This window comes from Aureimonas sp. Leaf454, assembly GCF_001424685.1.
Lineage (GTDB): Bacteria > Pseudomonadota > Alphaproteobacteria > Rhizobiales > Rhizobiaceae > Plantimonas.
This window is the reverse complement of sequence record NZ_LMQT01000019.1, coordinates 413,681-425,466: the sequence shown is the minus strand read 5'-3', so window position 1 is coordinate 425,466 and position 11,786 is coordinate 413,681. Positions and strand designations below refer to the sequence as shown.

The 11,786-nt window shown below is 62.9% G+C and carries 9 protein-coding genes; 5 read left to right on the top strand and 4 right to left on the bottom strand.

All coding sequences use genetic code 11. From position 1 onward, the window contains the following. Positions 1-5: 5 nt before the first annotated feature. From ASG43_RS13435 to ASG43_RS13425, 3 genes are read right to left on the bottom strand one after another with little or no spacing between them, the layout of a single operon-like run. Positions 6-578 carry a BREX protein BrxB domain-containing protein gene (locus ASG43_RS13435; protein ID WP_056505734.1) on the bottom strand — a complete coding sequence of 191 codons (573 nt, stop codon included), beginning with the start codon at positions 576-578 and terminating at the stop codon, positions 6-8. Continuing rightward, positions 575-1,339, bottom strand: a complete 765-nt coding sequence (locus ASG43_RS13430) for a hypothetical protein (protein WP_056505731.1) — start codon at positions 1,337-1,339, stop codon at positions 575-577. The genes ASG43_RS13435 and ASG43_RS13430 overlap by 4 nt, the downstream gene beginning before the upstream one ends. Further along, positions 1,336-1,899 (bottom strand): BrxE family protein, encoded by a 564-nt coding sequence (locus ASG43_RS13425; protein WP_056505881.1) that lies wholly within the window; start codon positions 1,897-1,899, stop codon positions 1,336-1,338. The genes ASG43_RS13430 and ASG43_RS13425 overlap by 4 nt, the downstream gene beginning before the upstream one ends. A 549-nt stretch (positions 1,900-2,448) precedes the next feature. On the opposite strand from ASG43_RS13425, the gene ASG43_RS13420 reads away from it, so the two are divergent. The 5 genes from ASG43_RS13420 to ASG43_RS13400 all read left to right on the top strand — a co-directional run bounded on the left by ASG43_RS13420 (position 2,449) and on the right by ASG43_RS13400 (position 7,219). Continuing rightward, complete coding sequence (locus tag ASG43_RS13420) at positions 2,449-3,246, top strand: metallophosphoesterase (protein WP_056505730.1); 798 nt, start codon at positions 2,449-2,451, stop codon at positions 3,244-3,246. A gap of 148 nt (positions 3,247-3,394) precedes the next feature. Beyond that, on the top strand, positions 3,395-4,048 hold the full coding sequence (locus tag ASG43_RS13415; RefSeq protein ID WP_056505727.1) for an arylesterase: 654 nt from the start codon (positions 3,395-3,397) through the stop codon (positions 4,046-4,048). Positions 4,049-4,203: 155 nt separating this feature from the next. After that, on the top strand, positions 4,204-4,419 hold the full coding sequence (locus tag ASG43_RS23800; RefSeq protein WP_348271080.1) for a hypothetical protein: 216 nt from the start codon (positions 4,204-4,206) through the stop codon (positions 4,417-4,419). A gap of 677 nt (positions 4,420-5,096) precedes the next feature. After that, the gene (locus ASG43_RS23160; protein ID WP_156382108.1) at positions 5,097-5,243 is read left to right on the top strand and encodes a hypothetical protein; all 147 of its coding nucleotides are present in this window, start codon (positions 5,097-5,099) and stop codon (positions 5,241-5,243) included. Positions 5,244-5,287: 44 nt separating this feature from the next. Beyond that, positions 5,288-7,219 carry an AAA family ATPase gene (locus ASG43_RS13400; RefSeq protein WP_056505719.1) on the top strand — a complete coding sequence of 644 codons (1,932 nt, stop codon included), beginning with the start codon at positions 5,288-5,290 and terminating at the stop codon, positions 7,217-7,219. 161 nt (positions 7,220-7,380) lie between these two features. On the opposite strand, the gene ASG43_RS13395 is transcribed toward ASG43_RS13400, so the two are convergent. Beyond that, a complete protein-coding gene (locus ASG43_RS13395) occupies positions 7,381-11,232 on the bottom strand; it encodes a vitamin B12-dependent ribonucleotide reductase (RefSeq protein WP_056505878.1) in 3,852 nt (1,283 codons plus the stop codon). Positions 11,233-11,786: the final 554 nt, after the last annotated feature.

Below are 11,786 nucleotides of genomic sequence, written 5' to 3'. Positions count from 1 at the left end.
TCCGGTCAAAAGATTTTGGGGCGATAATTGTGCTCGGCCTGGAGCACGCCCATGAAACGGAGCCCAGCGGCGCCATCGAGGTCGCCGGGATAGAAGAGGACGGTCGGCACGAAGACCTTGCCCTTAAGCTGCTCGAGCAAGGAGAAAGTTCGGTAGACCGGAAACAGCGCACCGGTTCGGGTGATGAAGACCACATCCTTCTGAGGGTCGGACGTCTCCGGCAGACGCTCGCTGACCATGTCGACGAGTGGGCGATACTCTTCCAACACGTTGGCGATCGTCTGGATGGTTTCGGATAATCCGATCTCACGCTCGATCTGGAACCAGTCCTCGAGAGGACGCTGGGACTCCAGCGCCTCTTTCAGACAGTCACCAAGAGAGATATGCGTAACGCGCTTCCCGACATTCTCCAGACGTGTCGCCAACAGTGTGACCGCGTTCCGCAACGCGAATTCTTCACCAGGCGAATAGCGGAAGATCGCATACGGCATGTCGTGATAGGCACTGATCTGCTTCCGCGGATCGCGATCTTCCAGGATAGGCTGGAGCCGATTGAGGCGCGATTGAAACTCGGTCATGCTGCTACCGCTTCGGCGAACGCCAGGCTGTTGGCATAGGGCAGGGAGAGTTGAATAAGGCTGCCGGCGACCTGGTAGTCGACCTTGCGATACTGGTGCAGTAGCAAAAGCCTATTGTGAACGTCGGACGGCGCCATGAATGCGGCGCGCCAGTAGCGGCTTTCGATTGCACGAGATGCACTGCCCTCGATTTCGGCGATCAGAAGCAGATGAAAAACGAATGCGCCGTCATCGAGGCCTGGATGGTTCAGCGTTTTGACCGGTGACGTTCCCGAAAGGAGCCCAAGGTCGGTGGAGTTTTTGAGCAAATCTCGTGCGGCGCGAACTACTCCATATTGGGAAAGAGGTGCCTTCTGCGCCAGCTGCCAGGAACTAGTTACGAACGGTCGAATTTCCTCTGCACGCACTTGGTAACGGCCATTTCCGCGCTCCTCATACAGCCAGTCCAAGACGAATGCGCCGAAAGGCTGTTCGGTGATGATGAGCCAAAGCCGGTAGCAGTCCCGCCAGTCTGCAAACGAGATGCCGCTTTTTGATAGTTGGATAAGCGGACGGATAGCATCGATATCGGTCAACCGCGCCCGGATTGTCGAGTGAACCTCAGCTTCCCACGCCGTAGTTCGAAATTGCCCTTCCAGTCCTCGCTTGAGATTCAGATCGACACCGACCTCGAAGTCCCATTGCGAGAATAGATCAAATGTCTCCGCTGCGAGCGGACCCTTCCTCAACAGGCGCTGGGAGAAGAGCTTCGGCGTTTTCATAGACCGCCTAGCCTTGCATACGGAACCACAAGCCTGTCTCCGCCGCGCTCGAAGCCCAACGCCAGAAGCGCCAGTTCTCTGCGGGTCGAGCCGAAGGTCCCAGGCAATTGAATAGAACGTCCTTCCACCGATCGACGCAGATCCTTGGACGCGGCCACGTCGCTGTCGTTTACCAGGCCAAGTCTCCGCATCAGTGAAGCAAGATCACCTTCGAGCGGCATCGCTATCGCATCGAAAAACTCGGACCACTTCGCGGCGTCATCGAGCCAAACGTCCCACACCGCTTCGACCTGCTCTTCGATTTCCTGCGGCAGTCGCCAGAGGGTAGCCGACTTCGGGGGGTTGAAGTGTTCGTCGCAGCGCTGCTTTGCTACCGCGAAGACGGCACGTGCCTGTGCGAATGCATGCGTGCGTGGAAAGCCTCGTTTGAACACCATGGCGCCGGTCGAGGACAACGCCTTGTTGGTGTTCCACCATTTGGCGCGGTCCATCTCACCGTGACGAGCAACGGCGACACGGGTTTTGAATAGCTGCGTAGCGTCGATCGGATCCGTAATCAAAACCAAATCCACGGCTCAGCAACGAACACGAAAGAACTTCCGATAAGCTTACACGTTTTTCCACTGGTCAGAGTGCACAAACAGTTCATTTTTCAACCACGTTTCTTGATGCGTCCACGCAATCTCTCACTGCCTCCTCTACAAGGAGGTAGGCATGCGTCCGACGATCCAGCGCCAACTTCTTAAGACGGATGATCAAATCGGGATCCAGATAGACGAGAAGCGGTTCTCGTCCGTCTGCACGGCGACTGGTCCGTCTCGTTTCATCTTCCGTCACCGAATCACCGCTAGATATCTGGCCTGCGCGATAGCAGCAGAAACCGATCCCGCGTGACGAGCATTTCACGTGCTCGCGAAACCACGCCGTGCTAGTGTGTCGAGATCGACACAGATCACGGACGCTTGGAACGATGCCACGAACGACGAAGACAGTGATGCTCGAAAGGACGCCACGGCGGCAACGCTGAAGGCGGATGGCATCGCACGCCCGAAATCGGGCAGTCTTCCCAGCTCGGACGATCGCCGGGCTTAGTTCCGAGGTCCGGCTCCATGACCAGCCAGCGCCTTCTCATCATTTCCGATCTGCATCAGGGGGAGGGTGGTCCACCCTACGATCCTGCTCGCCTGAGCGATCAGTTCGACATCGTGGTCGTTGCCGGCGACTGCGCCGGCCGTTTGACGTCTTCGATCACGTGGCTTGCGGACCGCTTCGCCGGCACGCCGACGATCTACACGCCCGGCAATCACGACTTCTACCGCGACGAAGGCCCCGACGGCTTCACGATCGAGGACGAGACGGAGGCCGGACAGGAGCTTGCGGACCGGCTCGGGATCCATCTTCTCGTCGACGGGGAGGCGAACGTCGGCGGACTGCGCTTCCTGGGTTCGACCCTGTGGACCGATCTGCGCGCCGGCGTCCATCACAGCCTCTCGCACGCCTCCGGCGATGCGCGCAGAGGCATGAACGATTACCGACGGATCCATCGACGATCGTCCACGCGGCGATCGCGGCGGCTCGATCCTTCCGACACTCTCAGCCTCCATCATGGCTCGCGACGCTTCTTGGAAAGCGCGTTCTCGACGAGCGATGGGTCGCGGACGGTCGTCGTCTCGCATCACGCGCCCAGCATCCGATCGTTGGAGATTCCGTCCGCGGATCTGAACCAGTGCTACGCTTCGGACCTCGAGCCCGAGATCGAACGTTGGCGACCGAACCTCTGGGTTCATGGACACATCCATACCGCACGGGACTATCGGATCGGGAGCACGCGCATCGTCTGCAATCCAGCCGGTCGTGCGGAGGAACGAACCGGTTTCGACCCCGGACTGATCGTTGACGTCGACTGACGTCGGCGACGACGACGATCCTTCGAGAGCTACGCTTTACAGCCGATCGTCGCATCCGTAATCGAGCGGAGATCGGAACGGCCGTCGAAATGAACGTGCGGGATGCATAGATGCGATCCAACCGACACCGAAGATCACGGGCAACCACATGTTCCAGAACAAGGCGATCCGAGCTGCTCTCGGGGCCGCATCACTCGTTGCGGCGACCACGTTCGACCACCCGGCAGAGGCCAAGACCAAGGCCAAGCCGATCAGCATCGTCGCATTCGGCGACAGCCTCACCGCAGGCTACCGGCTCGATCGCAGCGAGGCCTTTCCCGCAAGGCTGCAACAGGCGTTGAAGAAGCGCGGATACGACGTCACTGTCCTGAGCGCGGGCATCTCGGGCGACACCAGCGATGGCGGTCTCGCCCGTGTCGCTCGCGACGTGCCGAAGTCCGCCGACCTCGTCATTCTCGAACTCGGCGCGAACGACATCCTGCGGGGAGTTCCGCCGACTGTGACGGAACGCAATCTCGACGCGATCCTCGATCGCCTGAAAAGCAACGGCAGCGACGTCGTGCTGGCCGGGATGATCGCGCCTCCCGGGATGGGGAACGCGTTTTCCCGATCGTTCAACACCATCTTCGAACGGTTGGCCGCCAAGCATGGGGCTACTCTGTATCCGTTCTTCCTGAAGGGGGTGGCGATGCGTTCCGGTTACAATCTCGGCGACGGCATCCATCCGAACGCTGCCGGAGTGGATCGGATCGTCGAAGGGATCCTTCCCGTCGTGACCGCTCGCCTCGACGCGTTGTCGTGAGTTCGGTCGGTCCGAGATCGCTCTGGTCCGCCGCGGATCAGCACCTGTTCGAGCGTTCCCTCGCAGCTGTTCCGGCAGGATATAGCTGCGGAATGTTCGGGGGTAGGCGATGGTCCGCTACGAAGAAACCGTCCCCCGACGGTAGCCGGATCTGGTTGTTCGCGGAGGAACTCGGTGCGAACGGGATCGTCAGCTTCAACGCGTACCGCCTGACTGACGGGACGTTCCTGGTGAAGCCTTGTGAGATGTCCATGGCGAAGGTCGAGGAGTTCGTCCTCGGTTATCGCATGGGCCAGAATTCGGACGGATCGGTCGAGACCAGGCCGCTCGTACCGGACGACGGCCGCAATCTGCGTGGCGCCCGTCGTTAACCGAAACGGCCCACGTGCGAATCAAAACGCTTGCCTCTTCGTCTCCGTACCTCTTATGTTCTCACCATGATCGAGCTTCGAATGAAAACGCCCGTAGCCGCGATGCGGCTTGAGAAACGCCGGAGATAGAGGGTTCCACCCCGTCCTCCGGCGCCTGACGGCGTGCGGCCCGCAGCGGCTCCGGAGCGACGACCATGAACGACTCCCTCGATCATAATTCCAGATCTGCCGACACTATCGACTGCCGGAGCTTCCGATCAGGGCCGGATCGTCGGCGCTTCCTCCCGTTCAGCACGGTCCGCTGCGACGGAAGACCGACCTTCCGCACCCAGCTCGCCCGCGACCTTGGCGTTCTCCTCGATCTGGACGACGAGATCGCCGCTTGGCGCTGTCTTCCTGCAGCCGTCGAATTCCACGATTCCGATGGTGAGATCCTATCCCACGCGCCCGATTTCCTGGTGCTTAACGAAGACGGCTCGACGATCCTTATGGATGCGGAAGGGCCCATCGGGATCAGACCCTGCGATCCGACGACCGCCTACAGGTCCATTTCGACGAGCGAGATCCGGACCGAACCTGCGCTGACCAATGCACGGGAGATGATGCGGTACGCCCGGCGGACGGTCTCGCTGGGCGATCGTGTGCGACTTCTCGCCTGGCTCGAGGAGGCAGGTTCCGTGACGTTGATCGAAGCCGCATCGGCGATGCGCGAGTCGGGAGAACCGGTCGGCGCGGTGCTTGCGATGGTGCTGAAACGGCATGTCGCGATCGAATGGCACGAGATGCCGATCGGGCCCGAGACCCAGGTCAGACTGCGAAGATGAGCCTGGAATCCATCGTACGGACAAGCACACAGAGGCGTAGGGCCATGACCCGAGCTGCACCTATCGACGACATCCAGGACGCGGACGCGTCCGAAGACATAGATCTCGCAGCCTTCCTTCGGGTTGAACAGACCGCGTCCGCCCGGGAGGCGGTCGTCGGGCTGCGTCCATCGGCCAGACTGGTCTACAGGACGATGCTGTCGGCCATTCCGCCACGGACCCGGCAGGCGCTGGCGTCCCACCGTCCGCAATTGATCGTCCTGCGCATACCTTCGGATGCCTGGGCGGAGCCTGCGGTCGAAGCTTTCGAGGCCGTCGCCATGGCGATCCGCGGCACGCACCTGCGGACGGCCCACCATTACTCTCCTTCCGTCGTGAAGTCCGGCAGACGCGGCAGCTTCACGGCCGAGGAGATTCTGAAGGATCTCTACGGCGACACGGTCTGCTGCATCGTCGGCCGTAGCGACACATTGCCGGGCCGGGTGGCGGCATTCGTCGACTTCGAACATCAGGTCGCGCCGTTGACCAACGACGGCATCAGGACATCGTTCGCGGTCAGATTTCCGGAACGCCCTGACGTCCTGCCCCACGATCTGCGTGCGGATGCGGTTCCGCCCGACGTCTTCGATCTGATCATGAAGAAGGCTCTGGATTCCGACGACGCGATTCGGCTGCTGCGGGCGGTGGATACGACAGCTGTCGGTGTCCGTGCGACCGGCGACCGAGCTCGTCTCGAAGACCTTCACGGCTACGGAGAAGCTCAGGATTGGGGCCTTCGACTGGTCGCCGATCTGGCTTCGTTTCAAGCCGGCCGCATCACGTGGGCCGACGTCGATTCCGGCTGTCTGCTCGTCGGTCCGCCCGGCACGGGCAAGACGCTGTTCGCCTCGGCGCTGGCCGAGTCCGCTGGCTGTGTCTTCCTGCCGACATCGTATGCGGACTGGCAATCGGCGAAGTCCGGGCACCTTGGCGACCTCATGAAGAGGATGCGCCATGTGTTTGACGAGGCCGCATCCAGCACACCGTCGATCGTCTTCATCGACGAGATCGACACGTTGCCGGCACGCGGTGGCGCCAGCAGTCACGACGACTGGTGGCGCTCCATCACCAACGGACTGCTCGAGTGCCTGGACGGTACAAGCCGCCGAGAGGGCGTGATCATATTGGCGGCTTGCAACGACGGAACGAACCTCGATCCAGCGTTGGTTCGATCGGGACGTCTCGACCGGCGGTTCACGATCGATCTTCCAGACGAAAACGCGCTCGTCGGCATCTTCCGCAGCCATCTCGGCGAGAGCATCGCCGACGATGCCGTGCAGCCGATTGCCACGGCGCTGGCTGGAACGACATCGGGTGCGGACGTCGCCCGCATCGCCCGGGATGCACGGCGCATTGCGAGATTGGCGGGAAGGAGCGTTCAAGTAGAGGATCTGCTTTCCATCGCGCTGCCGCCGGAGACGAGGCCCACTGCCGTTCTTCGGCGGGTCGCCATCCACGAGGCGGGACATGCCGTCGTGCACATGCTGCTCGGCGGGAGACCGTCATCCCTGTCGATCGTTCGAGATGGAACGTCGGCAGGAGCGGTGGTCCTGGACTTCAGCGAGAGTTCGGTCGAAGGACTGAGGCAGGACATTGAAGCGTTGATCATTCCGATCCTTGCCGGCCGGGCCGCCGAGGAGATCGTCCTTGGCTCGGCTTCGGCGGGTGCCGGAGGCTCTGACTCTTCCGATCTGGGTCAGGCGACCGCGTGGCTGATGCGGATCGAGGCGCAGTTCGGTCTTGGGGACCACCTGTCATACGGTCAGCAGATCGACGGCGGGTCGGTTGAGGTCCGGCTGCGGCGTCTTTATGCCGAGGCGTTGATGATCGTTTCGCAACATCGCTCGGCGGTGTTGGCTCTGGCCGAACTGGCGCTGGAGCGACGGGTCCTCGGACGCGCAGTCCTGGCAACTTTCGCCAAGACGCATCTGACCTGAATCAGAGTCGAGCGACAATATGAAAAGGGCCGCGGTGGAGACGCCGCGGCCCTTTTCGTTCAGTTTCTTCGTCGGTGCTAAGCCATTGTTTCTGCTGGTTCGAGTTCAGAACAAAGGTGACTTTTCACAGAACATTGGTGTTCTCGACACAAACGGAACAATCAACTGCACCCGGAACTACCTCCGCAGGTGTCGCACTTCAGGCAGGTGCCGTTGCGCACCATGGTGAAATTGGCGCATTCCGAGCAGCTTTCGCCGGTGTAGCCGCGCATGAGGGCCTGGGCGCGGCGGTCGGCGCTGGTGGGCTTGGGAGAGCCGGAGGCCTCCACGCGCGCCTTGTCCTCCTCGCTCGCCGCGAAGGCGAGGGGACTGTCGAAGAGCCCCTGGGCCGGCGAGACGTCGGCGACGGGAGACGGCTTGGCCAGCGGAGCCTCCGCGCCGCGACGGAAGGCGACAGGCTCGCTCGCCGTCGAGGGCTTGGCCGCCGTCGCCGCGCGCACCGAACCGGTGCCGATGGCGGTGGCGCGGACCCCGCCGATGGGCGTGGCGGGCGCCGCGACGGCGGGCGTCACGGCTTTCGGCGCGGGAGCCGCCGCCGAACCGACAGGCTCGGTCGAGGAGACCAGGCGGAACTTCGCGGTCTGGCCGCGCACCATGCCGGACGAGATCGGCAGCGGCGCGGGCTTGTCGCCCTCCACGCCGCGACCCACCGTCGAGGCGCCGAAATCCTCGGGCTGGACATGAGCGAGATCCTGCCGTCCCAGATAGGACACGGCGAGTTCGCGGAAGATGTAGTCGAGGATCGACGTGGCGTTCTTGATCGCCTCGTTCCCCTGCACCATGCCTGCCGGCTCGAAGCGCGTGAAGGTGAAGGCCTCCACATATTCCTCCAGCGGCACGCCGAACTGCAGCCCGAGCGAGATGGCGATCGCGAAGTTGTTCATCATCGCACGGAAGGCGGCGCCCTCCTTGTGCATGTCGATGAAGATCTCGCCGAGACGACCGTCGTCGAATTCGCCGGTGCGCAGGTAGACCTTGTGCCCTCCGACGATCGCCTTCTGGGTGTAGCCCTTGCGGCGGTTCGGCAGCTTCTCGCGGTCACGCACCACCTTCTCGACGATCCGCTCCACGATGCGCTCGGCGACTTCCGTCGCGCGGGCCGCCGACGGCGCGGCGATGAGGGCGGCGGTCGCCTCCTCGACGATGTCGTCCTCGTCGTCGCTGTCTTCGGCGATGAGCGATGCGTTCAAGGGCTGCGAGAGCTTGGAGCCGTCGCGGTAGAGCGCGTTCGCCTTCAGCGCGAGCTTCCACGACAGCATGTAGGCGCTCGTGCAATCCTCGACGGTCGCCTCGTTCGGCATGTTGATCGTCTTGGAGATTGCGCCCGAGATGAACGGCTGAGCTGCCGCCATCATGCGGATGTGGCTCTCCACCGAGAGGAACCGCTTGCCGATGCGCCCGCAGGCGTTCGCGCAGTCGAAGACCGGCAGATGCTTGTCCTTGAGGTGCGGCGCGCCTTCGAGCGTCATCGCGCCGCAGACATGCACGTTCGCCGCCTCGATGTCTCCCTTGGAGAAGCCGAGATGGGGCAGGAGCTCGAAGCTGAAATCGGCGAGCTGCGCATCGGTGACGCCGAGCACGTCGCGGCAGAAAGCCTCGCCGAGCGTCCACTTGTTGAACACGAACTTGATGTCGAAGGCGCTCTTCAAGGCACCGTTCAGCGCCGCGATCTCGCCATCGCCGAAGCCCTTGGCGCGCAGGGAGCCGGGATTGATGGCGGGCGCCTGGTTCAGATTGCCGTGGCCGACCGCATAGGCTTCGATCTCCGCGATCTCGGCTTCCGAGTAGCCGAGCGTGCGCAGCGCCGCGGGGACCGCGTTGTTGATGATCTTGAAGTAGCCGCCGCCGGCGAGCTTCTTGAACTTGACCAGGGCGAAGTCCGGCTCGATGCCCGTCGTGTCGCAGTCCATGACGAGGCCGATCGTGCCGGTCGGCGCGATGACCGAGACCTGCGCGTTGCGATAGCCGTGCTTGGTGCCGAGTTCGACGGCATGGCTCCAGGCGGCCTTCGCGCGGCCGGAGAGCCGCTTGTCCTTCAACGACGTGTGGTCGAGCGGCACCGGGTCGACGGCGAGGCCCTCGTAACCGTTGGCGATGCCATGCGCGGCTCTGGCATGGTTGCGCATGACGCGCAGCATATGGTCCGCATTGCGCTCATAGTCGGGGAAGGGGCCGAGCTTCTCGGCCATCTCGGCCGAGGTCGCGTAGGAGACGCCCGTCATGAGAGCCGAAACGGCGGCGCAGATCGCGCGGCCTTCGGCGGAGTCATAGGGAATGCCGGACGTCATCAGGAACCCGCCGATATTGGCAAAGCCGAGGCCGAGCGTGCGGTAATCGTAGGAGCGCTGAGCGATTTCCTTGGAGGGAAATTGCGCCATCAGGACCGAGATCTCGAGGACGATCGTCCACAAACGCGTCGCATGTTCGAAGGCGTCCGTGTCGAAACGGCCCGTCGCTTCGCGGAACTGGAGAAGGTTCAGCGAGGCGAGATTGCAGGCGGTGTCGTCGAGGAACATGTATTCCGAGCACGGATTGGAGGCGATGATCTCGCCCCCTTCCGGGCAGGTGTGCCAGTCGTTGATCGTCGTGTGGAACTGGATGCCGGGATCGGCCGAGGCCCACGCGGCGTAGCCGACCTGGCTCCACAACTCGCGCGCCTTCAGGGTTTTCACGACGCGCCCGTCGCGCCGAGCCGTCAGATTCCAGTCGCCGTCGGACTCGACGAGACGCAGGAAGTCGTCGGTGACGCGCACCGAATTGTTCGAGTTCTGGCCGGCGACCGTCAGATAGGCTTCCGAGTCCCAGTCGGTGTCGAGAACCGGAAACTCGATGTCCGTGTAGCCCTGGCGCGCGAACTGGATCACGCGCTTGATGTAGTTCTCGGGAACCTGGGCACGCTTGGCGTCCTTGACCGCGCGCTTCAGCGCCGGGTTCTTCATCGGCTCGAAGCAGTCGCCTTCGGGGCCCTCGCAGTTCACGCAGGCCGAGAGAATGAGTTTCAGGTGCTTGGAGACGGTCTTGGAGCCGGTGACGAGGGCGGCGACCTTCTCCTCCTCGCGGACCTTCCACATGATGTACTTCTCGATGTCGGGATGATCGATGTCGACCACCACCATCTTGGCGGCACGGCGCGTCGTGCCGCCCGACTTGATGGCGCCGGCGGCGCGGTCGCCGATCTTGAGGAAGCTCATCAGGCCCGACGACTTGCCGCCGCCGGCGAGCTTTTCGCCCTCGCCACGCAGCTTGGAGAAGTTGGAGCCTGTGCCGGAGCCGTATTTGAAGAGCCGCGCCTCGCGGACCCAGAGATCCATGATGCCGCCGTCGTTGACGAGATCATCGGCGACCGACTGGATGAAGCAGGCGTGCGGCTGCGGGTGCTCGTAGGCCGAGGTGGAACGGGTCAGCTCGCCGGTCAGGTGATCGACGTAGAAATGCCCCTGGCCGGGGCCGTCGATGCCATAGGCCCAGTGAAGGCCCGTGTTGAACCATTGCGGGGAATTCGGCGCGACCTTCTGGGTCGCCAGCATGAAGGCGAGCTCGTCGCGGAAGGTGCGCGCGTCCTCCTCGGACGCGAAATAGCCGCCCTTCCAGCCCCAATAGGTCCAGGTGCCCGCGAGTCGGTCGAAGACCTGCCGCGCATCCATTTCCGAGCCCGTGCGCTCGTCTTCGGGCAGGGTGGCGAGCGCCTCCTCGTCGGGCACCGAACGCCACAGCCACGACGGAACGTCGTTCTCCTCGACACGGCGCAGGATCTTCGGCACGCCGGCCTTGCGGAAGTACTTCTGGGCGAGAATGTCGGCCGCCACCTGGCTGAACTGGGCGGGAACGGCGATACCCTCCAGGCGAAAGACGACCGAGCCGTCCGGATTCTTGATTTCGCTCGTCGCCTCGCGGAACGGGATCGTCGCATAGGCGCTTTCGCCGGCCTTGGTCGAACGGCGCTCGATCGTCATGCCCATGGGTCTGTCCTCAAAACGTCTGGCGATGGGACGCGAAGGTCCGATCACCGAATCCAGGTTCGGCGTTGCCCGGTCGAAGCCGGTGGTCATCTAGTGGGCAGCCTGTCGGTAGCCACCATATATAGTAGATGCGATAGGCTTAAGCGAGTCTTTCGATGCCGTCCAGATGGCGCCGGGGCATCCCCGGGAGAATCGAAAAATTCGGTTAAAATGCCCGGCATCGCGGCCGAGCCGGCCTCTGCAGATGAAATCCGGGACGAGCAGACCGGTTTCCGTCCCATTCGGATATCCACAGGTTTCCTGACCGACGCACGACCGCGTCTCCCGATGCACCCGCAGAGCGGCAGACTAGCAACGTCTCGACGCGCCTGCACGGCTCGGCACCCGCGCCCGCATGGGGATAACGGGCATAACCGCCACGCGCCTCGCAAGGGGAGGAGCGAACGTGCTCAGTGATCCTGAATCGAACACGGAACCTTGACGTCGAGCCGCAGCATCCCTTCTTAACGCGCGAAGCGTTGGGATCATGACGATCCCGCTTCGCACGG

Bases quoted from the DNA above. Each gene is read 5' to 3' on its own strand.
- ASG43_RS13435 (WP_056505734.1), bottom strand. From the start codon at position 578: ATGACCGAGTTTCAATCGCGCCTCAATCGGCTCCAGCCTATCCTGGAA.
- ASG43_RS13430 (WP_056505731.1), bottom strand. From the start codon at position 1,339: ATGAAAACGCCGAAGCTCTTCTCCCAGCGCCTGTTGAGGAAGGGTCCG.
- ASG43_RS13420 (WP_056505730.1), top strand. From the start codon at position 2,449: ATGACCAGCCAGCGCCTTCTCATCATTTCCGATCTGCATCAGGGGGAG.
- ASG43_RS13415 (WP_056505727.1), top strand. From the start codon at position 3,395: ATGTTCCAGAACAAGGCGATCCGAGCTGCTCTCGGGGCCGCATCACTC.
- ASG43_RS13400 (WP_056505719.1), top strand. From the start codon at position 5,288: ATGACCCGAGCTGCACCTATCGACGACATCCAGGACGCGGACGCGTCC.
- ASG43_RS13395 (WP_056505878.1), bottom strand. From the start codon at position 11,232: ATGACGATCGAGCGCCGTTCGACCAAGGCCGGCGAAAGCGCCTATGCG.